Consider the following 26,609-nt stretch of genomic DNA (forward strand, 5'->3'; position numbering starts at 1 on the left):
ATCGACATGTCACGACCGCAATACATTCTGCTGCCGGTCAATCCGTACTTCATCGCGCTCAGTCTCGTGGTGGCGTTTCTGGTGAACCTGATGCCGTGGGGCCATGCCCCGGCCATGCCCGACTTCGTCGCGCTGGTGCTGATGTTCTGGAACATCCACCAGCCGCGCAAGGTGGGCATGGGCGTGGCATTTCTCGTCGGGCTGTTGATGGACGTGCACAACGCCGGTTTGCTCGGCGAACATGCACTCGCCTATACGCTGCTGTCGTACGGTGCAATCATGATTCACCGCCGCGTTCTGTTCTTCACGCTACTCGGGCAGGCGCTGACGGTACTGCCGCTGCTGCTGCTCGCCCACGTGGTGCCGTTCATCATTCGTCTGGCAACCGGCGCGGCATTTCCGGGCTGGTGGCCGCTCGCGGCGAGTTTCGTCGAAGCCTTGCTCTGGCCGGTGATCAGTATCCTGCTGCTGGCGCCGCAGAAACGCGCCGTCGACCGCGACGACACGCGTCCAATCTGATGGGCCGCCCGCCTGCAAGACCGCACCATCGAGTTCCGCCCGCCCAGCCAGAATGACCGAGTTCAAGAACCCCCAGCAACAACTGCAGACGTTTCATCTGCGGGTGACGGCGGCTGCGTTTTTCGTGCTGATCTGCTTCAGCCTGCTCGCGGTGCGTTTCGTCTACCTCCAGGTTTTCCGTCACAATCAGTACGCGCTGCAAGCCGACGAAAACCGTGTCTCGCTCGCCCCGATCGTGCCCAACCGGGGCGTGATCATGGATCGTAACGGCGTGGTGCTCGCGCGCAACTACTCCGCCTACACGCTGGAAATCACACCGTCGAAGATCGGCCGCCCGCTCGAGGACCTCGTCACCGATCTGTCCGACGTGATCGAGATCACGCCACGCGACCGCGCCCGCTTCAAGAAGCTCATGGACGACAGCAAGAGCTTCGAGAGCCTGCCGATCCGTACGCGCCTGACCGACGAAGAAGTCGCCCGCTTCACCGCACAGCGTTTCCGCTTCCCCGGCGTGGATGTGCACGCTCGTCTGTTCCGTCAGTACCCGCTTGGCGAGACGGCCGCGCACGTGATCGGCTATATCGGCCGGATCTCGCTGCGCGATCGCCAACGGATCGAAGCGATGAGCGACGAGAACGACAGCGATAGCGCCAAGTACGATATCCGCCGCGACGTGAATAACTACAAGGGCACCGATTACATCGGCAAGATCGGCGTCGAGCAGAGCTACGAGACGCAACTCCACGGCATCACCGGTTTCGAGGAAATCGAAGTGACCGCCGGCGGCCGGCCGGTGCGCACGATTTCGCGCACCCCCGCCACGCCGGGCGACAACCTCGTGCTGTCCATCGACATCAAACTCCAGCAGGTGGCCGAACAAGCCTTTGCGGGACGGCGCGGTGCGGTCGTGGCCATCGAGCCGAAGACGGGCGACGTACTCGCGTTCGTGTCGGCCCCGAGCTTCGATCCGAACATGTTCGTCGAAGGCATCGACCAGCAGAATTGGGACGCGCTGAACAACTCGGCCGACCGCCCGCTGCTCAACCGTCCGCTGCGCGGCACCTACCCGATCGGCTCGACGTACAAGCCGTTCATGGCGCTCGCCGCACTCGAACTCGGCAAACGCACGACCAATTGGGGCTTCCAGGACACGGGCTCGTTCACGCTCGGCAACCACACGTTCCGCAACGACATTCGCAACGGTCAGGGCTGGATCGACATGTACCGCTCGATCGTGGTGTCGAACGACACGTATTACTACATGCTCGCGCACGACCTCGGCGTGAACGCCATCCACGACTTCATGGCGCCGCTCGGCTTCGGTCAGTTGACGGGCATCGACATCGAAGGCGAAGCGCGCGGCATTCTGCCGTCGACCGAGTGGAAGCGCAAAGCCTACAAGAAGGCCGCGCAGCAGAAATGGTACGACGGCGAGACGATCAGTCTGGGCATCGGCCAGGGTTACAACTCGTTCACGATTCTGCAACTGGCGCACGCCACGGCCACGCTGGCCAACAACGGTGTGGTGATGAAGCCTCACCTGGTCAAGGCCGTCGAAGACCCGGTATCGCACTCGCGCCAGTTGACCGTGCCGCATGAGAGCGCGCGGCTGCCGTATAAGCAGGCGGATGTGGATTTCGTCAAACGGGCGATGGTCGGCGTCATCAAGGAAGGTACGGGCCGTCAGGCGTTTGCCGGTGCCCCGTACGACGCCGGCGGCAAGACGGGCACGGCGCAGGTCTACTCGCTGGGCAAGAACGAGAAGTACAACCACAACGCGATTCCCGAATTCAAGCGCGATCACGCGTTGTTCATCGCTTTCGCTCCCGCGGATGATCCGAAGATCGCCATCGCGCTGATCGTCGAGAACGCCGGTTGGGGCGGCGCGCAAGCAGGTCCGGTCGCACGCCGTCTGCTCGATTACTACCTTATCGACGAACCCAAGGAGCGCGCTGCGGAAGCGGCGGCGTTGCAGGCTTCGGCATCTGCACCACGCGCTGCCTCGGGGGCGCTGGGTGTGTCCGCCGCACCGGACGCGCCGCCCGCCAGCGCCGCCGAATTCGGAGGCCGTACTGCCGGCGCCCCGGCGAGCGTGGCACGCGCGGCTCCGGTTCCCGCCACGGCATCGGAGGCTACCGCAGGCGCGCCGCGTGTGGCCGAAGGCCGCGCCACCACGGCACCGGAAGCGCCGAAGCCGACCCCGCCACGTCAGCCCGCCGTAAGCCCGACCGTCGCCGACGAGGCCCGCCATCGCGCCGCCATTCGTGCGCAAGGAGGAACGCCATAATGGCGCTCGACAAACATACGTGGAAAGAGCAGGTCAAACGCCTGTTCATCGGCTTCGACAAGCCGCTGGCGCTGATCGTCTTCCTGCTGCTGTGCGTGGGACTGGTGACGCTCTACAGCGCCAGTATCGATGTGCCGGGCCGCGTCGAGGATCAGATCCGCAACATCGTGCTCACGTTCATGCTGATGTGGGTGCTGGCGATGATGCCAACGCAAACGCTGATGAAGTTCGCCGTGCCGCTCTACACGGCCGGTGTTGCGTTGTTGATCGCGGTGGCGATGTTCGGGCTGACGAAGAAGGGCGCGAGGCGCTGGCTGAACGTCGGCATGGTGATCCAGCCGTCCGAGATCATGAAGATCGCCATGCCGCTGATGCTCGCGTGGTACTTCCAGAAGCGCGAAGGCAACATTCGCTGGTTCGATTATCTGGCTGCGCTGGCGCTGCTCGGCGTGCCGGTCGGACTCATTGCGAAGCAGCCCGACCTCGGCACCGGCCTGCTCGTGGCGGCGGCCGGCCTTTATGTGATCTATCTGGCCGGCCTGTCGTGGAAACTCATTCTGCCGGTGCTCATCGCCGGGGTGCTTGGCGTCGGAACGATCCTCGCGCTTGAAGACAAGATCTGCCAGCCGGACGTCGAATGGCACATCCTGCACGACTACCAGAAGCACCGCGTGTGCACGCTGCTGGACCCGACGACGGACCCGCTCGGCAAGGGCTTCCACACGATTCAGTCGGTCATTGCCATCGGCTCCGGCGGCACCATGGGCAAAGGCTGGCTCAAGGGAACGCAGGCACACCTTGAGTTCATCCCCGAGAAGCACACCGACTTCATCTTCGCCGTGTTCGCCGAAGAATTCGGGCTGATCGGCGAAGGCGTACTACTGGTGCTGTATTTGTTGCTGGTGGCGCGCGGGCTGATGATCGCGGCTTCCGGCGCGACCCTGTTCGGCCGGCTGCTCGCCGGGTCGGTCACGATGATCTTCTTCACCTACGCCTTCGTGAACATGGGGATGGTGAGCGGCATTCTGCCGGTGGTCGGCGTGCCACTGCCGTTCATGAGCTACGGCGGTACCGCGCTGGTGACGCTCGGTCTCGGCATCGGCATTCTGATGAGCGTTGCGCGCGAGAAACGGCTCATGCAGAGCTGACGGTGCTCTGACACCACAGTGCCGGGAAGCCGGGAAGCGGAGAAAACGGCAGGGTCATCGCCCTGCCGTTTTTGTTTTGGCGGGTGGCTTAGCGAGCCGGGGACGGTGCGGGAAACGACGGCTGCGGACGCTCGCGATTCATCGCGTCGAGTTTGCCCTGAGCCGCCACGTCGCCCTGTGCGGCGGCCCTCTCGTACCACAGACGCGCCCGCTCGATATCCGGCGTGACGACCCCGTAGCCGCGCTCGTAGTAGCTCGCCACGATGTACTGCGACGGCAGGTCACCGCCGCGCGCCGCCTTTTCGTACCAGCCGAACGCGGCCTTATAGTCCTTGGGGACACCGCGTCCGATGAAGTACTCGTTGGCGATGGCCGCCTGCGCTTGCACATGCCCCTGCTTCGCGGCCTTCTCGTACCAGAGATTGGCCTGAGGAATCGACTTGCCGACGACGTAACCGTCGTCGAACATCTTCCCGTAGACGTATTGCGCCTGCGTCATGCCCGCGTTCGCGGCACGCGCCAGCCAATGCACGGCGCCGTTCGGATCGGGGGTGCCCCCTTCGCCGTTGAGCAGCATCATCGCGTAGTCGAACTGCGCCAGACGATTGCCCTGTTCGGCCGCCCGGCGGAACTCCTCCAACGCCTGCGACTGCTGCCCCGCTTCGTAGTGATGGACGGCCTGATCGGTCAGTGTCTGCGCAGGGGCCTGAGCGGCAGCCACCGCATAGGGAATCGGCTGGCACGCCACGCTCGCGAGCGTGGCGGCGAGACCGGCGAGCAGCCGGCGCATGGCGAAAGACGGCGACATGACAAACCTCCGGGGGCGGGCTTGCGTCTATTGTGCGCCAATCGAAAAAGACATGCCGGCACCGCCCGTCTTCGGCGTTGGTCCAATAAAAAACCCCGGCACATGGCCGGGGTCGGGTGCCGCAGGAAGCGCCGGCTTACGGCTTGATATACGCGTAGCCCTTCTGCTGCAAGCGCGTGAGTTCGACCACGCCCGAGGGTGTGAAGTCGGCGTCGAGCACGAACTGGTCCTTCTTCAGATTGCGCTGCTTGAGCGTGATCTCGCACACCTCGAACTTGACGCCACGGGCATGCAGCGCCGAGATCAGCGGCCCGACGGTCGCGGCATCCTTGTAGCTCTCCATCAGGAAATCGACCCCTTGCGCATGGGCGACGACCACAATGTCGGAATCCGGTACGGTGTCGAGCTGGTTGCGGATGTTGCGCAAACCGGCAAGTGCCTGATGCTCGGCGTCGTTGATGTGATACACAACCTTGTCGCGTGCGAACGCCGGCGTGGCGGGCAGCGCAAATGCCGTGAGCAGGAATGCGGCCAGCAAGCCGCGCAGCAGCGTCTTCATGTGTGGAGTCTCCCCTGTTGGTTACGTCGTACCAGCCGCATCATAGCGCGTTGACGCGCCGTGGGTCATCGACGAAACACGCCGGTCCAACCCGTGTCAGACAGCCGAACTCGGATAGCCGTGTTGCAAATACCACTCCAGACTCGGCGGACTATACGCAGGCGGCGAGTCGGGGAGCGGCGCGCTCGGAAGGCCGTAGTGAGGCGCGATGTCGCTTGCCGAATAGGGCGGCGGCGCCCCCCATGCATCGCCGGTCTGCGTTGCCGAATACGGCGGCGGCACGTCCGACGCACCGTCGGTTCGTACCGGCATATCGAATGACCGGAGATGAGCCCCTCGCGCCGCGTCAGACGATGCGATGCCGCCGGCCGATCGCGAACCCGTAAAGTCCGCACGAAAATCGCCACGTGGGAGCGGAGGTGCACTCGGTCGCGGCCGGGCGGACACGACCGGCCGATTGACTACGCGATCGAGCGAGCTCAGATTCCCCTGTGAATCCACTCGGCGCATCGAGATGAACTGCACGTCCGTCTGACTATCGTAGGCAACTCCATTGTTACCCGCTGAGATTCTTGACATGACCTTTCCTGTAATGAAAAAACCCGCCAGACATCGATATCTGACGGGTTTGGACTTTCAGTCATGTCATCACCGGCGGCCATCGACTTCGCCGGTGGAGTTTGGAATTTGACGTGCCGTAGGCGGCATCCCAGTCAATTCAGATGGCATCGGCTCAATTGCGCCCGCAACGCGAACGAATGCCGCGTCGACAGACCCGCCCCCTTACGCCGTGACTTCCGACCAGCAATTCGGCGTTTCGTACAGGCGCAAACGCACGAGGCGCAGGTCGTGACCATAGTGCGTATCGAAGACGCTGCTCAGCTTGTCGAAGGCCGCGGCGGCCAGATTCTCGACGGTCGGCACGCGATCGAAAACCACCGTCTTGTGATCGGGCATCGTCTCCAGGAAGGCGCGCACGGCCGTATCGCCTTCATAAACGAGGAACGCGTGATCCCACACCGATACGAGGTGTTCGTTGGCCAGCGCCTTCACGTCGGCGAAGTCCATCACCATGCCGTTATCGGACGCACCGCTCTCGCGGCTCACTTCGCCCGCCAGCGTGATCTCGAGCACGTAGCGATGCCCGTGCAGGTTACGGCACTGGCTTCGGTGATCGGGAATGCGGTGGCCCGCATCGAATTCGAGTTTCCGGGTAATCGTAATCACGGCAACGGCTCAGGGAATATTCAGGTATTTGTGCGTCTGCATCGACAGCGACCAGCGCGGATGCGATTTGCAATAGTCGATCGCCAGCTTCGTGTTGGTGTCGCGCAGCGGGCCATCCATCGGCTGGAGATAGAAGTGCCGGAAGTCGAGCGCTTCGTAGTCGGCCAGACGCTGACGATCCTGCGGCACCACCACCTTCAGTTCATCGCCGCGCGTGACGACCATCTCCGCATCGGCCTTCGGGCTCACGCACACCCAGTCGATGCCCTCGGGAATGACTTGCGTGCCGTTGGTCTCGACCGCAATGCGAAAACCCTCGGCGTGCAGCGCATCAATGAGCGGCGCGTCGAGTTGAAGCAGCGGCTCGCCGCCGGTGCACACGACAAACCGATGCGCCCGGTCGCCCTGCGGCCACAACGCCACGATTTGCGCGACGAGTTCGGCCGGCGTGCGGTACTTGCCGCCATTTTCGCCGTCGGTGCCGACAAAGTCGGTGTCGCAGAACTGGCAGACGGCGTCAGCGCGGTCCTCTTCGCGGCCGGTCCACAGGTTGCACCCTGCAAACCGGCAGAACACCGCCGGGCGGCCGGCGTTCGCGCCTTCGCCCTGCAAGGTGTAGAAGATTTCCTTCACTGCGTACGTCATGATTCTCTCGATAGTCGAAGGATCAGGCCGCGCCGCGGTCCTGATCGTCACTGCGGGCGCGCCACTGCTCGTAGCCGCGCTGGCGCAACTGGCACGCCGGACATTCGCCGCAACCGTAGCCCCATGGGTGCAGCACGCTGCGCTCGCCCAGATAGCATGTGTGCGTGTCTTCGCGCACGGTCTCGACGAGCAACTCGCCGCCCAGATCCTGCGCCATCTGCCACGTGTCGGCCTTGTCGATCCACATGAGCGGCGTCTCGACGATGAAGCGCTGATCCATGCCCAGATTGAGCGCGACCTGAAGCGCCTTCATGGTGTCGTCGCGGCAGTCGGGGTAGCCCGAAAAATCGGTCTCGCACATCCCGCCGACCAGCACGCGCAAACCGCGCCGATACGCAATAGTCGCACCAATCGTCAGAAACAGCAGATTCCGGCCCGGCACAAAGGTATTCGGCAATTGGTTTGCCGCCATCGCAATCGTGGTCTCGCGCGTGAGCGATGTCTCGCTGATCTGCCCCAGGATCGACAAATCGATCATGTGGTCGTCGCCCAGACGCGGCGCCCACTGCGGGAAACGCTCACGCAGCTTGGCCAGCACGTCGGTGCGGCACTCCAGCTCCACGCGATGGCGCTGGCCGTAATCGAAGCCCAGCGTCTCGACGCGCGCATAGCGCGACAGTGCCCACGCGAGGCAGGTGGTCGAATCCTGTCCACCGGAGAACAGAACCAGAGCGGAATCGGTGCTTGTCGTCATGATCATGCGCTAGCAGTATCGCCCTCGCCGTCAGGACATCACGACGATGAGGGCAGGGGCACGCGCTTGCGGCCACCCCTTGGGCAGCCCGCGTGCGGGATATGTCACGCGATTTTGAACCGCGATGCCCCGCGTTGCTATCGCCGGGACGTTATACCCATCATCGGGCAGCGTTTTCGTTCAAACGCAAAAAGGGCTTGCGATGTGCGCAAGCCCTTCGAATTTGGTGGCCTGGGTCGGAATCGAACCAACGACACGCGGATTTTCAATCCGCTGCTCTACCAACTGAGCTACCGGGCCAAGAGAAAAGCGATTATAGAGACTGCGAGCGCTTTATGCAAGCCCTATATCGAAAATATCCGCAGGAAAGCGGCATCGCGGCGCGCCTGCGCGCGCCATGCCGCCATCAAGTCTTGCTCTTGGAAAGCTCTACGCCCAATTGCTTGAGCTTGCGATACAAGTGCGTGCGTTCCAGCCCGGTTTTTTCGGCCACGCGCGTCATGCTGCCGTGTTCCTTGGCCAGGTGATAAGCGAAGTACGCGCGCTCGAAAGCATCGCGCGCCTCGCGCAGCGGAACGTCGAACGAAATATCCGCAGACATGCCCGCAGCCACCCCAGCGGTGCCCTCGGCATCGTGCACGCCAATTGGCGCGTGATGCGTGGCCGCACCGTTCAGACCCGTGCCCGCGTGGCGCGTTTCGCTCTCACCGAAGACGCCCGTATCCAGCGCGTCGTCGTCGGCATCGAATGCACTCGCGACGCCACCGGACAGATCGCGCTTACCGCGTGCCAGCCCCTGTTCCACTGCTTGCAACAGCTTCTGCAAGGCGATGGGCTTTTCGAGGAAATTGAGCGCACCGATCTTGGTCGCCTCGACGGCGGTGTCGATCGTCGCGTGGCCCGACATCATGATCACAGGCATGGTCAGCAACTGCTGTGCCGCCCACTCCTTGAGCAAGGTCACGCCGTCGGTATCGGGCATCCAGATATCGAGCAGCACGAGGTCAGGCGTGTGCGTGGCGCGGAACGCACGCGCTTCCTGCGCGTTCTCCGCCACCTCCACGACATGCCCTTCGTCGCTCAGAATCTCCGAGAGCAGCTCCCGGATCCCCATTTCGTCGTCCACCACCAAAATGGTTGCCATTTACGCTACCTTCGTGTGTTCTGCCGGCTTGTTGCGCGGCAGGTCCTGGTCGTCAGCCAATTGAGTAAACAAGATAGAAATCTGCGCCCCTGCACTGCCTTCGCCCTCGGGTAACGACCGGTTGCGAATGTCGATGCGCGCCTGATGCTCATCGATGATCTTCTTGACCATCGCGAGTCCCAGCCCGGTGCCCTTCGACTTGGTCGTCACGTAGGGCTCGAATGCGCGGGTCAGAATGCGGGCCGGAAAACCCGGCCCATTGTCCGTGATCGTCAAACGCACCGCAGTGCGCTTCGGCTCGCCGGGATGCACATCCGATCCTGCGTATTCTACTGTCTTCGTTTCCACCGTGATAATAGGGTTTTCGGTTCCGCCCACGGCATCTTGAGCATTCTGCAGCAGATTATGAATAACCTGACGCAATTGCGTCGAGTCGCCACGAATTTCCGGCAGCTCGGCGTCAAGATACGGACGAATCGCACCACGCCCTTCGTCCACACCGTATAACGTCAACACCTCGCCGATCAACTCGTTGAGTTGCAGCGGATGCATGATCGCCGGCGGCAGACGCGCGTAATCGCGAAAATCGTCGACCATACGCTTCATTGCCGCCACCTGATTGACGATGGTCGTCGCGCCGCGGCGCAGTACCTCGGCATCGGCCGGCGGCAACTTGTCCGACAATTTCATCTGCAATCGCTCAGCCGACAGTTGAATCGGCGTGAGCGGATTCTTGATCTCGTGCGCCAGACGCCGCGCCACTTCGGCCCACGCGACCGAGCGCTGCGCGGAGATCACGTCGCTGATGTCGTCGAACACCACCACATAGCCGCCGCCCGCGCGCGTCGGCACCCCGGCCACCGCCACCATCGGTTCCGGCAGATGCGAGCCGCGCACGAGGAGCGTGACGGCGTCGGTCTCGCCCGGCAGCGTCAGGCCAATCTGCTGTTGCCAGTGCCCGCCCGGCCCGAGATCGGCATTCGCATCGCGATCGGCGAAAGCGCGGCGCAACGTCTCGCCGAACTCCACCAGCGCCGGAATATGCGCGGGTGAACGGTTCAGCTCGCCTTGAAAGCTCTGCTTGAAGATGCGTTCGGCACCGGCGTTGGCCGTCGTCAGCCGGAATTCCTGGTCGAAGACGAACACCCCGGCCGTCAGACTCGACAGAATACTCTCCAGGTGAGCCTTGGAGCTTTCGAGCGCGAGACGGTTGCGCTCGACTGTCGCCCGGGCGTCCGACAATTGACGCGTCATCGCATTGAACGCCTGCGTGAGGAAGCCGAGTTCGTCGTTGGTACGCACTTCCCCCTTCGGCGACAAATCGCCCGCCGCCACTTCCTGCGTGCCGCGTGCAAGCAGGAAAAGCGGGCGCGCAAGCTGATTGCCGAGCGCCAGCGCGAGCATCATCGCGACGAACGTCGCCAGGAACAGCGACAGCGTCAGCGTGCCGATATACATCTTGCGCAGGCCGGTACGGCCAAGCGCCTTTTCCTGATATTCGCGATAGGCGTTCTGCACTGCCTCGGCGTTCTGCGCGAGATTGGCCGGCACCAGTTGCGTGACTTGCAGGAAACGCTCCTCGTCCTGCAACGACGACGAGTAGCCCGACGGGATACGAATCACGACCCGCCATCGCAACTGATCGTTGCCCTGGCGCTTGTCGTAACCCTCGCTGCCGCCTTCGATGGCGGTATAACCGCGCGACTGCGTGCGCGCCTGACGCAACATGAGGGCCGTTGGCAGTTCGGGCACAAGCGCATTGAAGTTGCCCGACGCCGACGCGAGCACACGCCCGTTACCGTCCACGATCGTTGCGTCTTGCAAACCGAACTGGTCGCGCATGCGCAGCAGCGTCAGCGTGCCGCCCTTGTCGCCGCTCGACGTGAGATTGTCGGCAACGAGCTGCGCTTTCGCGCTCAGATCCGACAAGCCGTTATTCAGAATGGCGCGGCCGAGTTCGAGTCCCGAGTCGAGCGCCGTCTCCACGCGCACATCGAACCACGATTCGATACTGCGCGAGACGAACTGCAACGACACCAGATAAATGATGCCGCCCGGCAGCACGCCGACCAGTGCGAAGAAGATCGCGAGCTTGGCCAGCAAACGCGTGCCGAAGCGGCGCTGACGCAGGCGCACCAGAATGATCCAGACAAGCGCACCGACGATGAAGATGAAGATGATCGCCACCGCAATGTTCGCGGTGTAAAGCAGCGAATAGTAACGATCGAAGAATTCGGTATTGGCCGACGCGAGCGCGAGCAGGCAGAACAGCCCGATGGCGACCAGCGCCATCGTGACGAGCAGCGTGCGAATGATGATGTGCTTGAGCAGTCCGCCGCCGTTATTTGACACGGGCAGCTCCGGGCGGCAATGCCGCACTGAAGGCGAGCGGCAGATTGCCCGTCAGACGGGGCGAGGCATCCGTGGTGCCGAACGCTGCCGTTGCCGCGCCGGCCTGCCCCGCCATGCCGGCGCTCGCAGACGCGCTTGCCGGCGGCGCGACAGCGGGCACGCTCACCGGGGCAGCGGCGCCGGACGACGCCTTCGGTAAGACGCTCGACGTTGCGACGACAGGTGACGCCGGCAGGCTGGCCGCTGCCGGCGGCGCACTCGGCGAGAACATGAAGCGCGCCCAGTCCGAACTGAGATTCCAGTCGCGGTTGTTCACGGCATCGATCTGGAACGGCTTGGGCATGAGGGCGTTGTCGAGACGCATGCGCACCGACGCCTGGTATTGGGTGCCTGCCTTGGCGACGCCTTTTTCAATGACGCGCCAGCCGCTCACGTTGCGCACAAGCGCAAGCGCATCGCGCAACGAGGTGAAGCCGAGCTGCAACCCGCCGCTGTTGCTGTTGCCGTTGTTGCTCGAGACACGGTATTGACGTGTGAGCGGCTGGAACCAAAGCCGCACGCTCTGCGAAGTGGTCACGACTTTCTCGTCGAACCAGTACCAGCGCGAGCGCGTGAGTTCGAAGTCGGTCGTGAAGTAAAGCGAGACGCCGCGATTGACCGCGTCTTCAAGGCTGCTGTTGAGTTCGAACGCGAAGCGCGCGTCGAGCGACCAGCCGCCTTCGGAAGGCTCGAGTCGAGCTTCGCGCACCTGAATTTCGTTTTCGGCGCGTGCGGGCGCTGCGAAGCCGAGCGCAAAAACGCACAGCAACAGCGGCAGCAAACTGGCCAGGAGCCGTTGGGAAAAAGTCACCGTTTCTGGAAGCGAGCGTAGTAGAAGCCGTCATGGGCGCCGCCAGGGGTCATTAGCAATTGCCCGGGAGCGCCCAATCGTACCGCATCTGTGCGGACACGTTCAAACCATTGCGCTTGCGATTCGTTTTCCGCCGGGAAGACGGAGCACGTCGCATAAATCAGTTCACCGCCCACGGCCAGGGTGTCCCAGAGCGCGAGCAGAATGCGCTGCTGCTCTTTCACCAGGGCCGCGATGTCGGCCTCGCGGCGCAGCCAGCGAATGTCGGGGTGACGCCGCACGATGCCGGCCGCCGAACACGGCACGTCTGCCAGGATGCGGTCGAACGGCACGCCGTCCCAGCCGCCGCCGGACCACTTCGACGGGGTGCCGGCGTCGCCGATGCGCACGTCTGCGCTCAACCCCAGACGCTCGAGGTTCTCGTAGATGCGCGGCACCCGGGTGCGATCCGACTCCAGCGCCGTGACCTGCACGTCGGCCATCTCCAGCAGATGGCAGGTCTTGCCGCCGGGGGCCGCACAGGCGTCCAGCACGCGCAGCCCTGCGCGCGGGTTCTCGCCAAGCACGAGCGGCGCGGCCAGTTGTGCGCCGGCATCCTGCACCGACACCCATCCGTCGGCAAACCCCGGCAGACGGTCCACCGGCACCGCCTGCGCCAAACGCAACGCCACCGGGCCGATCACTTCGGACACCATGCCCTCCTGCGTCAAGCGCGCTTGCATGGCGGCCACGCTGACGCGTCGCGTGTTGACGCGCAGGGTCATCGGGCCGCGGCTGTCCCCTGCGGCAAGCAGCGTCTCCCATTGATCCGGATAGGCCCGGCGCACAGTGTCGATCCACCACGCGGGGTAGTTCCAGCGCGCTTCGGGTTGCTTGGCAATCTCGGCCAGCAGGGTGTCGCGCTCGCGCAGATAGCGGCGCAGCACGGCATTGGCCAGCCCCTTCGCGGCGACGGTACGGCGCTGCGCGGCAATCGCCTCGACGGCCTGATCGACGACGGTAAATTCGGTGTACGCAGCGTCCTCGGCGGCGTCCTGCAGCAGCGCGAGGGCGCACAACAGGATGTCGCGCACGCGGGCTTGCAGCGCGGACTTGACCAGCAAGGCGAGCAACGCACGGCTGCTGCCCAGACGGCGCACGGCGCGGTAAGCAAGATCCTGTGCGGCGGCGCGCACGGTCGGCGCGCACTGCGCGGTGGCTTGCGCCAGCGCTTGCGGCAACGCGGTGCCCTTCTGGACGGATTCGAGGGCCTGCGCAGCGCGTTGCAGCGCAAAGGCCAGAGATTCGGTGGGCAGACTCGGTTGCGGCATGGGCGTTCTACAAACGAACATGCCCGCGCGACGGCGGGCATGGGAGGCTATCGGACGGCTGTCGGGCGACAGGATAGCAGACTGGCGAACCTTGCCCGAGGGCAACAGGCGCGCCAGCGGGCCAGGTTGTCGCCGGCGATGTCAGCCCTCACTTCCAGCGCATTGCTCACGCGATCAGGCCGGATACTGCCCGGTGCGCGCCATCTCCATCAGACGGGCAATGCGCTCTTCGGTCGCCGGGTGCGTCGAGAACAGATTGGCGATCGTGCCGCCGGAGAGCGGGTTCATAATCATCATCTGCGCCGTGGCCGGGTGTTGCTCGGCCGTCTCGAACGGAATGCCCTGTGCGTAGCGGTGGATCTTGTCGAGCGCCACCGCAAGCGCCTGCGGATCGCCGGAGATTTCCGCACCGCCCCTGTCTGCCTCGAATTCACGGGCGCGCGAAATCGCCATCTGAATCAGCGATGCGGCCAGCGGCGCGAGAATCGCCACGGCAATGCTGGCGATCGGATTGGCGGGGCGGCCGTTCTCGTCGCGTCCGCCGAAGAACATGGCGAAGTTGGCAAGCGCCGAAATGGCACCGGCCATCGTGGCGGAGATGGTCGAGATGAGAATGTCGCGATGCTTCACGTGCGCCAGCTCATGCGCCATCACGCCACGCAGTTCGCGATCGGAGAGCACGCGCAGAATGCCCGTTGTGGCGGCCACTGCGGCATGCTCCGGATTGCGCCCGGTCGCGAACGCGTTGGGGGCGTCTTCGTTGATCAGGTAGACCTTCGGCATCGGCAGGCCGGCACGCTGCGACAGCTCACGCACCATGTTGTAGAACTGCGGTGCGCTCGTCTCGTCGACTTGCTGCGCGTTGTACATGCGCAGCACCATCTTGTCCGAGAACCAGTACGAAAAGAAATTCATCGCGAGCGCGAACGCCAGCGCGAGCATCATGCCCTGCTTGCCGCCGATCATGCCGCCCACCACCATGAACAACGCGGTGATGGCCGCCATGAGCAGGGTGGTCTTCATCCAATTGAACATGGTGTTCTCTTCTCCTCTGCAAATCTTGATGACCTGGGGAGCCACGTACTTTACGTGTCCTCGGGCGTTAGATGGTGCCAGGCGTCAAAAATTCAACGGCGGCGGCTTCAGCTTAGATACTTTTCGGATGTTTGCCTGAATTTCCTGCCAATTCACCGATGTTTTGCGACTCTTCCGTGCTGTTTTGATGGCAGGAACGCACAAACCGGCGAGTCATCACGCCGCCGCCGGGTCGACCGTCACGAACCGGTCGCCCGGCGTCAGCGCAAACCCCGCGAGGAATTCACGAACCGGGAGGCGCTTGCCGCCCGGCTTCTGACATTCGGTCACGCGCAATGCGCCTTGTCCGCAAGCGACGACGATAGCGTCAGCGCTCACTTCGAGAACGGTACCGGGTGTGGCGCCCGCCGTACCCGGTACAGCGCTCGCGCGCCACAGCTTTATGGGCGTGTCGTGCACCGTGCCGAGCGCGCCGGGGAACGGGTCGAACGCCCGCACCTGACGCGCCAGCACCTCGGCCGGCTTGTGCCAGTCGAGCACGGCCTCCTGTTTCGCGATCTTCTCCGCATAGGTCACCCCCGCCTCGGGCTGAGCGACGCTCGGCAGATGTCCGTCACGCGCGAGTTGGCGCAGCGCGTCGACGATCAGCTTGCCGCCCAGCGCCGCCATGCGGTCGTGCAGCACCGCCGTCGTGTCTTCGGGGCCGATGGGCTCGGCCTCACGCAGAATCATGGCGCCCGTATCGAGCCCCGCGTCCATCTGCATGATGGTGATACCGGTCTCGGGGTCGCCCGACTCGATGGCTCGGTGAATCGGCGCGGCGCCACGCCAACGCGGCAACAGCGAGCCGTGAATATTCAGGCATCCGTAACGCGGCAGATCGAGCACTTCCTGGGGCAAGATCAAGCCGTAGGCGGCCACGACCATGACGTCCGGCGCCAGCGCGCGCAGTTGTTCGATGGCGGCCGTCGCTTCCTCGGGGTACTTGCCGTTACGACGCAGCGACGGCGGCTGCGATACCGGCATGCCGTGTGCCAGCGCGTAGCGTTTGACCGGACTGGCTTGCAGCTTCATCCCACGTCCGGCCGGGCGATCCGGTTGAGTGAGTACCAACTCGACGGGAAAACCGGCGGCATCGATGGCGGCAAGCGCGGTTTGTGCAAATTCCGGCGTACCGGCGAAAACGATGCGAAGCGTCATGACGAACTTCCTCTTGCTGAACGCGGTAACTTATTTGACGGCATGGGTGGCCGCAGTGGCCGCACCGGTGGAAGCGCCCGGCGCGACGAAAGCGCGGAAACGCTCGTTGGTATCGCCTGCTCGGCCGCCCTGCCAGATCTCGCGCCATCCGGGGGGCGCAGGAATGCGCGCGGCGGCCTTGTCGAGCAGCAACAGCACGCCGCAGCGCGACGCCTGCGTCAGATCCGGGAGCTGCACCGGACGTACGTCGATGAAATAGTCGAGCATTGCGCGCTCCGACTCGCCGACGTTGAACGACCCGATGCAAGCATTTGCCGCCGGGGAGCCGGCGAGTGCCATGCGATCGAGCGATTCGCGCAGCGCAGCGAACGGCGTGCGGTAACTGCGAGCCTCGTTGACCCATGGCAGCAGCAGCGTCGAGAGAGTGCCCCAGACGAACATCAGCCCGGCGAAACCGAAGACGAGGGCGCCCAACTGACGACGATGCACAATAGCCGTCACCCAGAGCCCCGCGATGCCAAGCGCCGCCAGCAACAGGCCCGGCGAGAACGGCAACACGTAGTCGAGCGGCAGCCACTTACCGATCGGCCCGGCCGCGACGTGTCCGTTGCCGGTCAGTTGCAGCCCCCAGCGCACCCACAGAAACAGGCCCAGCACACTCATGAGCACGAGCGCCACGCCCGACCACGTCTTCTCGAGCCACGCTGGCAGGCGCGCACCCGCACCGAGCACGGCGATGGCGGGGAAGAGCGGCAACATATAGATATCGCGAATGGCCGACGAAACCACGAGCGTCAGCACGAACAATCCCGAGTACAGCCAGAGCATGACGTGCTCCGGACGCTCGCTCAGAAAGCCCCGCACCCCGCCCCCCTGCCGCAGTTGCGCAATCAATGCACCGACCGCCAGCCAGCCAGCGGGGAACGTCAGCCCGATCAGGCTCCTGAGGTCGCTCCAATACGACTTGCGCTCACCGCCGAGATGGACGAAGCCGAAGAAACGGCCGAAGTTGTTGTCCCAGAACCATTCGATGAAGAGCGGCTCGGAGGCGCGCCAGAACAGCATCGGCCAAATGACGACCCAAGGCAGCGCCGCCAGCACTGCCCATGCCAGCGCAGCGGCGTAACGACGCGTGCGATAGGCTGGCACGACGAGCACCGCCAGTGCGGTCAGGCCCAACACGCCGGGCACGAGCAAGCCTTTGCTCAGAAATGCGATCCCGGTGCCCGTGCCGAACAGCAGCCCCCACAGGCGGGGCGAATTCTCCGTCTTGGCCAGGCGGGCCAGCGCCGCAAGAGCGAGCGCCGCGCCCGCCAGTTGCGGCACGTCTGCGGTAAGTTTGTGAATGTTCTCAATGGTCCCGAAGCTACCCACCATCAGCATGGGTGCGAGCCAATTGAACCTATCCGTGCTCTGCGGGTGGGCCGGGTCGCAGAGGCGCCGCGCCAGACGGCCGACACAAAGCACCGCCATCACAAGCCAGGCCAATACCGCGAGTTGTGCGCCATCGAAGACCGGCAGCACGCCGGACGTCAATCGCGCGAAGAGCGCTCCCGTCCAATACATGACGGGCGGCTTCTCCACGAAGGGATCGGCAGCCACGTGAGGCACAATCAGATCGTGGCCGCGAAAGAAATTCAGGACCATGCCGACGGAATATGGCTCGTCGGCCTTCCAGGGGTCGCGATCGAACAGTCCCGCCAGTACGAAGGCGAACAGGAGTACGGCGCTCAACCAGTAGATCGTGCGGGTGCGGGATGACGACGAAGTAATGGCGATGGACATCTCGGCAAACGGTCGGGAGTTGGCCCGACGGCAGACGTTCGAGACGCCCCGTCGCAGCGGCGGAAGGCGAGCCCATGGGCGCGCGAGCGCTGCAAGTATAGAGGACTTTACCGGGCTAGCCCACGGCAGGCGAGCCTGACGAGGTCAGGCGCGCTCGACCTGCTTCTTCATCTTTTGCTTGATGCGATTGCGCTTGAGCGGCGAGAGGTACTCGACGAAAACGCGTCCCTTGAGGTGATCCATCTCGTGCTGAATGCACACGGCGAGCAGCCCGTCGGCGTCGAGTTCGAACTTCTCGCCCTTCTCGTTCAGGGCACGCACGCGCACGCGATCGGCACGCTCGACTTCGTCATAGATGCCGGGCACCGAGAGGCAGCCCTCCTCGTAGACCTTCTGTTCGTCACTGCGCCAGAGGATCTCGGGATTAATGAACACGCGAAGTTCGTCGCGCGTTTCCGAGAGATCCATCACGATGACCTGCTCGTGCACGTCGACCTGCGTTGCCGCAAGGCCGATGCCGGGGGCCTCGTACATGGTCTCGGCCATGTCGTTGACGAGTTGCTGGATCCGGTCGTCGACCTGGGCGACCGGCTTGGCCACCTTATGCAGACGCGGATCGGGATATTGAAGAATTGTCAGTAATGCCATGATGAAAACGGGAATTCGCCGCATTGCCTTGGGGTGGCCGCGAACGCACAATCTTGCGGTGGTGACGGCGTCGCGAGGCTCGCGCCGCTGCGGATGCCACCCTTGGCCCCCCGGTCAATGCTTACCGGATAATGAAAAATTTTAGCATAGCGCCCCTGTCGGCGCTGGCGGCCGGCGATACGCTGCCGGCCCGAAACGCCCGCTCCGGCGCCCTTTCTGATGCCCTTTCTGACGCTTGTTCCGGCGCCATCGCGGGCGTCGCTGCCGACGGCACCGCTGACGAAAGTCCCCCCCTCACGCCCAATAGCGATCAGATCGGGGCCGACGGCTCGGAAATCAAGGACTGGCTGCGGCTGTGTCACACGCCCGGCGTGCCGCCTGCGGCAGTACGGCGTCTGTTGGCGGCCTTCGGGCCGCCCGAGGCGGTCTTTCGCGCGCCGCGCCGCGACCTCGCCCACGTCGTGCCCAATGACGTCGTAGCCCGGTTGCTGGCACCGGTTTGCGCCGATTTGGCCACACAAATCGCCCACACCATCGACTGGGCCAGCCGGCCGGGGTGCGCGGTTGTGACGTTGTCGGAGCCGGCCTATCCACGCGCGCTTCTGACGCTCGGCGACGCCCCTCCCATCCTTTACTGCCGCGGCGACATCGGTCTGCCGAACCGGGCGGGCAACATGGCGGCAGCCCTCGTCGGCAGCCGCCGCGCCACGCCGCAAGGTCGCGACAACGCACGGCATTTCGCACGCGTGCTGGGTCAGGCAGGCGTTACCGTCGTGTCCGGACTGGCGGCCGGCATCGACGCCGCCGCGCACGAGGGTGCGCTGGAGACGGCGGGGCGCACCTGCGCGGTCGTCGGGACGGGTGCCGACATCGTCTACCCGGCGCGCCATCGCGCACTCGCCGGGCGCATCGCGGAGCGCGGGCTGTTGCTTTCCGCATTCCCGATCGGCACACCGCCCCGGCCGGATCATTTCCCGCGCCGCAACCGGTTGATCGCGGCGCTGGCGCGGTGCACGGTCGTCGTGGAAGCCGCAACGCACTCGGGCTCGCTCATCACGGCACGTCTGGCGGGCGAACTGGGCCGGGACGTGCTCGCCATTCCAGGCTCGATCCACGCGCCGCAAAGCCAGGGCTGTCACACGTTGATCCGGGATGGCGCGACACTCGTGACCTCCCCCGAAGACGTCTTCGAGGCGCTGGGTATCGTGCCGCTTGCCGCGAAGGCCGACACAAGGCGGTCTGGCGAGGGGCGTGCGCGCCCTCCCGGACAACAGCACGCGCCGCGAGGGCCGCAAGCGGCCGGCCCGGTCGACGTTGACAGTGACGGGAACGCTCACGGCCTGCCCACTGTCCATCCCACCGTGACCGCGTCTGCAAGCATGCCACCGGACGTGACGGCGGTCGTGGAGGCACTGGGTTATGATCCCGTCAGCGCGGACACGCTCTGCGAGCGCACCGGCATGGGCGCCGGCGCAGTGCTCGCTCACCTGAGCGTGCTCGAACTCGATGGCCGGATCGCTCGCCTGCCCGGCGGCCGGTTTGTCCGGCTGACAGCCCAGGGCGCACGCTAGCGAATGCGCTGCCGGCCGAGGTCGAGACCGAATCGTGCAAGACCGGGGCATTGCTGACGATCGCGCTTCCCAAATACCGAGATACCGACATCACCGACACCATGCCCGTTTTCGATCCCGTCGCCGACCGTTCTGCGCTGGCCGCCGCACTGGCCGATGGCAACACGCGTCTCGTGGCCTGCCTGTGCGCAGCGTGGTGCGGCACCTGCCGCGAATACGCGCAGACGTTCGAACAATTGGCGGCCAGCCATCCGGAGTTGTGTTTCGTCTGGGTCGACATCGAGACGCACGCCGACTGGCTCGACGATCACGACATCGAGAACTTCCCGACCTTGCTGGTTCAGGACGCGCGGCAACCGGCCGGACAGGCGCGTTTCTTCGGTCCTGTGCTGCCTGCCATCGGCATTCTCGAACGCATGCTCGACGCCCGCGTGCTGGGCGGCGCCACCGTTATCGCCCCCGCGCTGCGCGAGCATCTCCTTGCCGGATAATCCCTGCCGGCCTCCCACGACGGGAACGCCGGGCACAGCGGGGTGCTACGCCGCTTGCCTGACGTCGCCCCACCGGCCCCGCGCTTGCCGCCGGCCTGCGACGCGCTTATGATGTGCCGCTTTCAGGCACCCCTTGTGCCCGATCCGGCGGCAACGCCGGATTGGCTATATGTTATAAAGCCAACGAATGTCGCTTGGCGACACCCCCTCAACATTACCTAACGTCATGTCAAAAGCTCTGATCATTGCCGAGAAACCGTCCGTCGCGAATGACATCGCGCGGGCGTTGGGCGGCTTTACCAAGCATGACGAGTACTTCGAGAACGACGATTACGTCGTCTCGTCGGCGGTTGGCCACCTCGTCGAAATCGGCGCGCCGGAAGACTATGAAGTCAAACGCGGCAAGTGGAGCTTCGCCAACCTGCCCGTGATTCCTCCCCACTTCGACCTCAAGCCGATTGCCAAGAGCGAATCGCGTCTGAAGGTGCTCACCCGTCTCATCAAGCGCAAGGACATCGACGTCCTGATCAATGCCTGTGACGCGGGGCGCGAAGGGGAACTGATTTTCCGCCTGATTGCGCAGCACGCGAAGGCAAAGCAGCCGGTCCAGCGTTTGTGGCTGCAATCGATGACGCCGCAGTCGATTCGCGACGGCTTCAAGCGCCTGCGTACCGACGACGACATGTTGCCGCTGGCCGACGCCGCGCGCAGCCGTGCCGAGGCCGACTGGCTGGTGGGCATCAACGGCACGCGCGCCATGACCGCCTTCAACAGCAAGGGCGGCGGCTTCTTCCTCACGACTGTCGGTCGCGTGCAAACGCCGACGCTGTCGATCGTGGTGGAGCGCGAAGAGAAGATTCGCAAGTTCGTATCGCGCGACTACTGGGAAGTGAAGGCCGAGTTCGTCGCCGCCGCAGGCTTCTACGAAGGCCGCTGGTTCGACCCGAACTTCAAGCGCAACGAATTCGATCCGGAACAGCGCGACTCGCGCCTCTGGAGCGTGGCAGCGGCCGAATCGGTCGTGGCCGCAGTACGTGGCAAGCACGGCACGGTCACGGAAGAATCGAAACCGACGTCACAACTCTCACCGCTGCTGTTCGATCTGACGAGCTTGCAACGCGAAGCCAACAGCCGCTTCGGTTTCTCCGCGAAGAACACGCTGGGTCTGGCGCAGGCGCTGTACGAAAAGCACAAGGTGCTGACGTACCCGCGTACCGACGCACGTGCCCTGCCGGAAGACTATCTGGACACCGTCAAAGAGACGATGGCCGTGCTCAAGGAGAGCAACAACTATCACCAGTTCGCCAGCCAGGTGCTGAGCAAGGACTGGGTCAAGCCGAACAAGCGGATCTTCGACAACAGCAAGATCAGCGATCACTTTGCCATCATCCCGACGCTGCAGGCGCCGAAGAACCTCTCCGAACCGGAGCAGAAGCTGTACGACCTCGTGGTCAAGCGCTTCCTGGCGGTGTTCTTCCCGGCGGCCGAGTCTCTGGTGACGACCCGCATCACCGAGGTGGTCGGTCATCACTTCAAGACCGAAGGCAAGGTGCTGGTCAACGCCGGCTGGCTCGCCATCTACGGCAAGGAAGGCGCGGGCGACGGGAAAGACAGCAAGGACGGCAAGGAAGAGCAGCCGAACCTCGTGCCGGTCGCCAAGGACGAGAAGGTCGGCGTAGACAAGGTCGAAGCCGTCGGCCTGCAGACCAAGCCTCCGGCGCGCTACAGCGAAGCGACACTGCTCTCCGCCATGGAAGGCGCCGGCAAGCTGGTCGAAGATGGTGAGTTGCGTGAGGCGATGGCGGGCAAGGGGCTGGGTACACCTGCCACACGCGCGGCCATCATCGAAGGCTTGCTGACTGAAAAGTACCTCGTGCGCGAAGGCCGCGAGTTGCACCCGACGGCCAAGGCGTTTCAGTTGATGACGCTGCTGCGCGGCCTCGGCGTGGACGAACTCACGCTGCCCGAACTCACGGGCGAGTGGGAAGCCAAGCTCTCGCAGATCGAGCGCGGCGGCCTCAAGCGCGATGAGTTCATGCACGAGATCGCACAAATGACGCAGACCATCGTCAAGCGTGCGAAGGAATACGACTCGGACACGATCCCCGGCGACTACGCAACGCTCACCACACCGTGCCCGCATTGCGGCGGGGTGGTCAAAGAGAACTACCGCCGTTTCGCGTGCACGAACTGCAGCTTCTCGATCTCGAAGATCCCGGGCGGACGGCAGTTCGAGATCCCGGAAGTCGAAGAACTGCTCAAGAACAAGACGATCGGACCGCTGTCGGGTTTTCGCAGCAAGATGGGACGTCCGTTCTCGGCCATTCTCAAGCTCTCGCCCGATGACGAGATGGGCTACAAGCTCGAGTTCGACTTCGGTCAGGACAATGGCGACGAAGACGGCGAAGCCCCGGACTTCACGGGGCATGAGCCGGTCGGCAAGTGTCCGAAGTGCGGCGGACGCGTATTCGAGCATGGCATGCGTTATGTCTGCGAGAACGCGGTCGCGAACCCGAAGACCTGCGATTTCACATCGGGCAAGGTGATCCTCCAGCAGGAGATCACACGCGAGCAGATTCACAAGTTGCTGACCGAAGGCAAGACGGATCTGCTGACGAACTTCAAGTCGTCGCGCACGGGCCGCACGTTCAAGGCCTATCTGGCCAAGCAGAAGGACGGCACCATCGGCTTCGAATTCGAGGCGAAGGCCCCGAAGAAGACCGCTGCGAAGGCAGGCGACGCCGAGGGCGACGAGAAGGCCGCACCGGCGCGCAAGACGGCAGCGAAGACGGCTGCCGCCAAGGCACCGGCCAAGGCGCCTGCGAAGAAGGCAGCCGCCCGGAAGACGACGGCAAAGGCCAAACCGGCCACGAAGCCGGCGTCGGGGGCGTCGGACGACGCAGCCACTTTCGACGACGACGACGCACCGTTCTAAGCGGGTCAAGCACCGCGTTGCGCCGTTCTCCACGGGGCAATGAAAAACGGCCACTTCCTCACGGGAGTGGCCGTTTTGTCATCTGGTGGTACGAAGGACGTCACACCGGAATTTCGGTAGTCGGCGCAGCCGGAGACGATAGCTTGGGCGGCACCCAGCGCTCGGCGGCCGAGATACCTTCGTTCTGACGGAAATATTCGACCGTCAGATCGATGAAGCCACGCGTCTTGGCCGACAGATACTTGCGGCTCGGATAGACCAGCGAGACATCGACCGGTGTCTGCGAGAAGTTGCGCAGCAGCGCGACGAGATCGCCGTCGCGCACGTCGTTCCCCACGAGATACGACGGCAAGAACGCAATGCCGTGCCCCAACAGCACCGACTGGCGCAACAGTGCCGTGTTGTTGCAGATGAACTTGTTCTGCACGCGCACACGCACTTCGCCATCCGGGCCGGCGAACACGCGATCGTCGCTCCAGAAGTCGTTCGGCAGGCCCAGCACGCCGTGCTCGCCCAGCTCCTGGGGCGTCACGGGCTCGCCGTGCTCAGCGATGTACGCGGGCGATGCGCACAGCATCACGCGCGTCTCGGCAAGCACACGCGAGATCAGGCTTTCGCTATTGATCATGCGCGTGAGCAGAATGCCGCAGTCGTAGCCTTCTTCCACCAGATCGATCGCGCGATCGGTCAGCGTGAGATCGACCACCACTTTCGGGTGCATCTCCTGATACTTCTTAACGAGCGGGGCGAGATTGCGCAAACCGAACGAAACCGGGGCGACAACCTTCAGGGTGCCTTTCGGATCGCGCGATGCGCTGGAGATGAGGGCGTCGGCTTCGTCGACTTCGTCGATGATTTGCCGGCAGCGTTCGAGATACACCTGTCCCGCGCCGGTCAGCGACAGGCTGCGAGTCGTGCGGTTGAGAAGACGAACGCCGAGATGCGATTCCAGTTCGGCGACGTGCCGCGTGACCACGGCCGCCGACAGATCCATCTGGGCAGCCGTACGGGCAAAGCTCCCGTTGTCGGCTACCTTGACGAAAACGCGCATCGATTGCAGTCGGTCCATGTTCTTTCCAATCGTGATGTGCCGCGTCGTTCAGGCAAAAACGAGCATGGGCGGACCGGTGATTCACCGGCACTGAGGATACCCGCGGGCACCGGCAGGACCGCCACCCCGAACCGTTCCGGGGCGCGCCGCGCGCGTGCCGCCAGGGATGTCGACACGGCGGGGGGACTTCAACAACGCGTAGCTTACCGTAGACGGCCAAAATTTGCCTGACATGGCAACGATCTCGGTGCACGGCTGCTGCGTTGCATGCACATCGTGATACCCGAATCTGCGTCTGACGGCGGTTTTGACGCAGCGCCGCCGCGAATCACGCCATTCGCGCGCAGCTTACCGGCTGCCAGCGGGAGGTTTGACGCAGGTCAGGGCGCGGCATTCGCCGCGACGCTACAGTCGACTATCACCGACCGTTACAGGCTTCGTCATGACCCCCTTCCCCCTTTTGTCGGCGCAGTGCACCAACGCCTCAGCCACCGGCGAACCACGCGCCGCCGGTTCGCGGTGCCCCGGCTGCACGTCGCACGCATCTGCCGAAGGACACGGACAATCGCGGTGCGCAACACGCGCGGCATCGCAAACGGCCCTCGCCATTCCCCCCGCCCCGATTCACTTCGATGCGCGGCTGCTCGGCCGGTATGACGTCAACGGGCCGCGCTACACGTCGTATCCGACGGCGCTGCAATTCCATGACGATTTCGGCGCCAGCGACTACGCGCGCGCGGCGGCCCAGTCCAAACGCACCGGCAAGCCGCTCTCGCTTTACGTACACGTTCCATTCTGCGATACCGTGTGCTTCTATTGCGCGTGCACCAAAATCGTCACCAACAATCGCGCCCATGCCGAAGCCTACGTCGAGCGGCTGCACGTGGAGATTGCGCGTCAGGCGTCGCTGCTCGGCGCGGGCCGCACGCTCGCGCAAATGCATTGGGGCGGTGGTACGCCCACCTTCCTTGCGTTGGAACAGATCGCCTCGCTCATCGACGCCATCGGCCGCCAATTCGTGATGACGACCGACGACAGCGCCGAATACTCCATCGAGATCGACCCCCGCAGTGCGGGTCCGGCGTCGATTCGTGCCCTGCGTGCGCTTGGCTTCAATCGCCTGTCCATCGGCGTACAGGATTTCGACCCCCGCGTTCAGGAGGCCATCCATCGCGTGCAGCCGCGCGCACTGGTCGAAGCCGCACTTGATGCCGCGCGAAGCTGCGGCTTCCGCTCGGTCAACTTCGACTTGATCTACGGCTTGCCGCACCAGACACCCGAGTCGTTTTCCAACACGCTCGACGCCGTGATCGAGATGGCGCCCGAACGCCTGTCGGTGTTCAGCTACGCGCATCTGCCGCAGCAGTTCAAGATGCAGCGTTGCCTGCCCGACACCTTGCCGGACGGCCCGCAAAAGCTGGCGCTGTTACAGACGATCATCGCCCGCCTGACGGCGGCGGGCTACGTCTACATCGGCATGGATCACTTCGCCCGCCCCGACGACGAACTCGCGCGCGCGCAAGCGGCCGGCACCCTGCATCGCAACTTCCAGGGATACAGCACGCGGGCGGATTGCGATCTTATCGGCGTCGGCATGTCGGCCATCGGCCGTGTGGGCGATAGCTATGCGCAAAACGCCAAGACCCTTAAGACCTATTACGACGCCGTCGATTCGGGCGGACTCGCCATCACGCGCGGCGTGCGCCTCGATGAAGACGACCGCATCCGGCGTGAGGTCATTTCGCGTCTCATGTGCAATATGTCGCTGAACTTCGCCGACATCGAGCAGGCCTACGACATCGATTTCGTCACCTACTTCGCGAGCGAGCTGGGCGAGTTGGCCGATCTGGCCACCGACGGTCTCGTGGCCATCGGCGCCCACGGGCTGCGCATCCTGCCAGCGGGGCGTCTGCTCGTACGTGTCGTGGCGCAGGTCTTCGACAGCTATCGCCGCAGCACCGCAAACACGCGGTGCGCAAAAGTGATGTAACCGAAGCGCTGTTCACGTCACAAAAAGAAACGCCCGGTGGAGATCCCACCGGGCGTTTTCGTCGTGAACGTCGACGTTGCGATGCTATCGGTGCGTCAGCAGCATCGTCCACCGCTCTTGCCGCCGTAGCGCGCTTCCTGACGCTCGCGGAAGAAGGCTTCGTAGCTCATGGCCTCCTGATCCGGATGCGTGGCGCGCATGTGCGCCACGTACGTCTCGTAGTCGGGCAGGCCGACCATCAGACGCATGGCCTGTCCGAGATACCGGCCAACCTTACCGACTTCGTCGAGCATGGCGCCT

The 26,609-nt window shown here is 64.2% G+C and carries 22 protein-coding genes, 1 tRNA gene and 1 pseudogene; 7 read left to right on the forward strand and 17 right to left on the reverse strand.

All coding sequences use genetic code 11. The features are described from left to right. Positions 1–6: 6 nt before the first annotated feature. From mreD to rodA, 3 genes are read left to right on the forward strand one after another with little or no spacing between them, the layout of a single operon-like run. Complete coding sequence (gene mreD, locus C266_RS20440) at positions 7–519, forward strand: rod shape-determining protein MreD (protein ID WP_010805639.1); 513 nt, start codon at positions 7–9, stop codon at positions 517–519. Between the two features lie 52 nt (positions 520–571). After that, positions 572–2,806: a penicillin-binding protein 2 gene (gene mrdA, locus C266_RS20445; protein ID WP_010805640.1), complete on the forward strand. Its 2,235-nt coding sequence runs from the start codon at positions 572–574 to the stop codon at positions 2,804–2,806. Next, on the forward strand, positions 2,806–3,954 hold the full coding sequence (gene rodA / locus C266_RS20450; protein ID WP_010805641.1) for a rod shape-determining protein RodA: 1,149 nt from the start codon (positions 2,806–2,808) through the stop codon (positions 3,952–3,954). The genes mrdA and rodA overlap by 1 nt, the downstream gene beginning before the upstream one ends. An 88-nt stretch (positions 3,955–4,042) precedes the next feature. On the opposite strand, the gene C266_RS20455 is transcribed toward rodA, so the two are convergent. The 15 genes and pseudogenes from C266_RS20455 to def form a co-directional block, all read right to left on the reverse strand. Further along, positions 4,043–4,762: a tetratricopeptide repeat protein gene (locus tag C266_RS20455; RefSeq protein ID WP_010805642.1), complete on the reverse strand. Its 720-nt coding sequence runs from the start codon at positions 4,760–4,762 to the stop codon at positions 4,043–4,045. Positions 4,763–4,898: 136 nt separating this feature from the next. Further along, positions 4,899–5,321 (reverse strand): DsrE family protein, encoded by a 423-nt coding sequence (locus tag C266_RS20460; RefSeq protein WP_010805643.1) that lies wholly within the window; start codon positions 5,319–5,321, stop codon positions 4,899–4,901. Positions 5,322–5,417: 96 nt separating this feature from the next. Continuing rightward, on the reverse strand, positions 5,418–5,633 hold the full coding sequence (locus C266_RS27570) for a hypothetical protein (RefSeq protein ID WP_144265876.1): 216 nt from the start codon (positions 5,631–5,633) through the stop codon (positions 5,418–5,420). Positions 5,634–6,104: 471 nt separating this feature from the next. Further along, a complete protein-coding gene (queD, locus tag C266_RS20470; RefSeq protein WP_010805645.1) occupies positions 6,105–6,548 on the reverse strand; it encodes a 6-carboxytetrahydropterin synthase QueD in 444 nt (147 codons plus the stop codon). Between the two features lie 9 nt (positions 6,549–6,557). After that, positions 6,558–7,193, reverse strand: a complete 636-nt coding sequence (queE, locus tag C266_RS20475; protein ID WP_010805646.1) for a 7-carboxy-7-deazaguanine synthase — start codon at positions 7,191–7,193, stop codon at positions 6,558–6,560. A gap of 22 nt (positions 7,194–7,215) precedes the next feature. Continuing rightward, the gene (queC, locus tag C266_RS20480) at positions 7,216–7,953 is read right to left on the reverse strand and encodes a 7-cyano-7-deazaguanine synthase QueC (RefSeq protein WP_010805647.1); all 738 of its coding nucleotides are present in this window, start codon (positions 7,951–7,953) and stop codon (positions 7,216–7,218) included. A 218-nt stretch (positions 7,954–8,171) separates the two neighbouring features. After that, positions 8,172–8,247: transfer RNA gene (locus C266_RS20485), tRNA-Phe, on the reverse strand. A gap of 106 nt (positions 8,248–8,353) precedes the next feature. Then, a complete protein-coding gene (locus C266_RS20490; protein ID WP_010805648.1) occupies positions 8,354–9,091 on the reverse strand; it encodes a response regulator in 738 nt (245 codons plus the stop codon). Beyond that, positions 9,092–11,383 carry a PAS domain-containing sensor histidine kinase gene (locus C266_RS20495; protein ID WP_305809495.1) on the reverse strand — a complete coding sequence of 764 codons (2,292 nt, stop codon included), beginning with the start codon at positions 11,381–11,383 and terminating at the stop codon, positions 9,092–9,094. It lies immediately after the preceding gene. A gap of 322 nt (positions 11,384–11,705) precedes the next feature. Continuing rightward, positions 11,706–12,293: pseudogene (locus tag C266_RS20500) on the reverse strand (DUF4390 domain-containing protein); the annotation flags it as partial. Next, complete coding sequence (gene rsmB / locus C266_RS20505) at positions 12,290–13,603, reverse strand: 16S rRNA (cytosine(967)-C(5))-methyltransferase RsmB (RefSeq protein ID WP_010805651.1); 1,314 nt, start codon at positions 13,601–13,603, stop codon at positions 12,290–12,292. The gene rsmB and the pseudogene C266_RS20500, both read right to left, overlap by 4 nt. Positions 13,604–13,777: 174 nt before the next feature. Next, positions 13,778–14,638: a zinc metalloprotease HtpX gene (gene htpX, locus C266_RS20510; RefSeq protein WP_010805652.1), complete on the reverse strand. Its 861-nt coding sequence runs from the start codon at positions 14,636–14,638 to the stop codon at positions 13,778–13,780. A 216-nt stretch (positions 14,639–14,854) separates the two neighbouring features. Next, positions 14,855–15,838, reverse strand: a complete 984-nt coding sequence (gene fmt / locus C266_RS20515; protein ID WP_010805653.1) for a methionyl-tRNA formyltransferase — start codon at positions 15,836–15,838, stop codon at positions 14,855–14,857. A gap of 30 nt (positions 15,839–15,868) precedes the next feature. Next, complete coding sequence (locus tag C266_RS20520; protein WP_010805654.1) at positions 15,869–17,623, reverse strand: glycosyltransferase family 39 protein; 1,755 nt, start codon at positions 17,621–17,623, stop codon at positions 15,869–15,871. A gap of 144 nt (positions 17,624–17,767) precedes the next feature. Further along, entirely contained in the window at positions 17,768–18,271 is a 504-nt protein-coding gene (gene def, locus C266_RS20525) for a peptide deformylase (protein WP_010805655.1), read from the reverse strand. A gap of 131 nt (positions 18,272–18,402) precedes the next feature. Between def and dprA the strand changes: the two genes are divergently transcribed. From dprA to C266_RS20540, 3 genes are all read left to right on the forward strand, one after another. Then, complete coding sequence (gene dprA / locus C266_RS20530) at positions 18,403–19,842, forward strand: DNA-processing protein DprA (protein ID WP_010805656.1); 1,440 nt, start codon at positions 18,403–18,405, stop codon at positions 19,840–19,842. Between the two features lie 101 nt (positions 19,843–19,943). Continuing rightward, positions 19,944–20,333, forward strand: coding sequence for a thioredoxin family protein (locus C266_RS20535; protein WP_036663933.1), 390 nt, complete (start codon positions 19,944–19,946; stop codon positions 20,331–20,333). A gap of 226 nt (positions 20,334–20,559) precedes the next feature. Next, positions 20,560–23,268, forward strand: coding sequence for a DNA topoisomerase III (locus C266_RS20540; RefSeq protein ID WP_010805658.1), 2,709 nt, complete (start codon positions 20,560–20,562; stop codon positions 23,266–23,268). Positions 23,269–23,368: 100 nt separating this feature from the next. Here the strand turns inward: C266_RS20540 and C266_RS20545 are convergent, their stop codons facing one another. Next, complete coding sequence (locus C266_RS20545) at positions 23,369–24,337, reverse strand: LysR family transcriptional regulator (protein WP_010805659.1); 969 nt, start codon at positions 24,335–24,337, stop codon at positions 23,369–23,371. 424 nt (positions 24,338–24,761) lie between these two features. On the opposite strand from C266_RS20545, the gene hemN reads away from it, so the two are divergent. Beyond that, positions 24,762–26,309 (forward strand): oxygen-independent coproporphyrinogen III oxidase, encoded by a 1,548-nt coding sequence (gene hemN / locus C266_RS20550; RefSeq protein ID WP_010805660.1) that lies wholly within the window; start codon positions 24,762–24,764, stop codon positions 26,307–26,309. 95 nt (positions 26,310–26,404) lie between these two features. Here the strand turns inward: hemN and C266_RS20555 are convergent, their stop codons facing one another. Continuing rightward, complete coding sequence (locus C266_RS20555; RefSeq protein WP_010805661.1) at positions 26,405–26,602, reverse strand: YbdD/YjiX family protein; 198 nt, start codon at positions 26,600–26,602, stop codon at positions 26,405–26,407. Positions 26,603–26,609: the final 7 nt, after the last annotated feature.

This window comes from Pandoraea sp. SD6-2, from assembly GCF_000389825.1.
In the GTDB taxonomy this organism is placed as follows: Bacteria; Pseudomonadota; Gammaproteobacteria; order Burkholderiales; family Burkholderiaceae; genus Pandoraea; species Pandoraea communis.

Coding starts and splice junctions, on each gene's coding strand:
- C266_RS20555 (WP_010805661.1), bottom strand. CDS start 26,602: ATGCTCGACGAAGTCGGTAAGGTTGGCCGGTATCTCGGACAGGCCATG.
- htpX (WP_010805652.1), bottom strand. CDS start 14,638: ATGTTCAATTGGATGAAGACCACCCTGCTCATGGCGGCCATCACCGCG.
- C266_RS20455 (WP_010805642.1), bottom strand. CDS start 4,762: ATGTCGCCGTCTTTCGCCATGCGCCGGCTGCTCGCCGGTCTCGCCGCC.
- rsmB (WP_010805651.1), bottom strand. CDS start 13,603: ATGCCGCAACCGAGTCTGCCCACCGAATCTCTGGCCTTTGCGCTGCAA.
- fmt (WP_010805653.1), bottom strand. CDS start 15,838: ATGACGCTTCGCATCGTTTTCGCCGGTACGCCGGAATTTGCACAAACC.
- C266_RS20535 (WP_036663933.1), top strand. CDS start 19,944: ATGCCCGTTTTCGATCCCGTCGCCGACCGTTCTGCGCTGGCCGCCGCA.
- C266_RS20545 (WP_010805659.1), bottom strand. CDS start 24,337: ATGGACCGACTGCAATCGATGCGCGTTTTCGTCAAGGTAGCCGACAAC.
- C266_RS20460 (WP_010805643.1), bottom strand. CDS start 5,321: ATGAAGACGCTGCTGCGCGGCTTGCTGGCCGCATTCCTGCTCACGGCA.
- queC (WP_010805647.1), bottom strand. CDS start 7,953: ATGATCATGACGACAAGCACCGATTCCGCTCTGGTTCTGTTCTCCGGT.
- C266_RS20520 (WP_010805654.1), bottom strand. CDS start 17,623: ATGTCCATCGCCATTACTTCGTCGTCATCCCGCACCCGCACGATCTAC.
- def (WP_010805655.1), bottom strand. CDS start 18,271: ATGGCATTACTGACAATTCTTCAATATCCCGATCCGCGTCTGCATAAG.
- C266_RS20490 (WP_010805648.1), bottom strand. CDS start 9,091: ATGGCAACCATTTTGGTGGTGGACGACGAAATGGGGATCCGGGAGCTG.
- queE (WP_010805646.1), bottom strand. CDS start 7,193: ATGACGTACGCAGTGAAGGAAATCTTCTACACCTTGCAGGGCGAAGGC.
- mrdA (WP_010805640.1), top strand. CDS start 572: ATGACCGAGTTCAAGAACCCCCAGCAACAACTGCAGACGTTTCATCTG.
- mreD (WP_010805639.1), top strand. CDS start 7: ATGTCACGACCGCAATACATTCTGCTGCCGGTCAATCCGTACTTCATC.
- rodA (WP_010805641.1), top strand. CDS start 2,806: ATGGCGCTCGACAAACATACGTGGAAAGAGCAGGTCAAACGCCTGTTC.
- hemN (WP_010805660.1), top strand. CDS start 24,762: ATGACCCCCTTCCCCCTTTTGTCGGCGCAGTGCACCAACGCCTCAGCC.
- C266_RS20540 (WP_010805658.1), top strand. CDS start 20,560: ATGTCAAAAGCTCTGATCATTGCCGAGAAACCGTCCGTCGCGAATGAC.
- dprA (WP_010805656.1), top strand. CDS start 18,403: ATGAAAAATTTTAGCATAGCGCCCCTGTCGGCGCTGGCGGCCGGCGAT.
- C266_RS27570 (WP_144265876.1), bottom strand. CDS start 5,633: ATGCCGGTACGAACCGACGGTGCGTCGGACGTGCCGCCGCCGTATTCG.
- C266_RS20495 (WP_305809495.1), bottom strand. CDS start 11,383: ATGGCGCTGGTCGCCATCGGGCTGTTCTGCCTGCTCGCGCTCGCGTCG.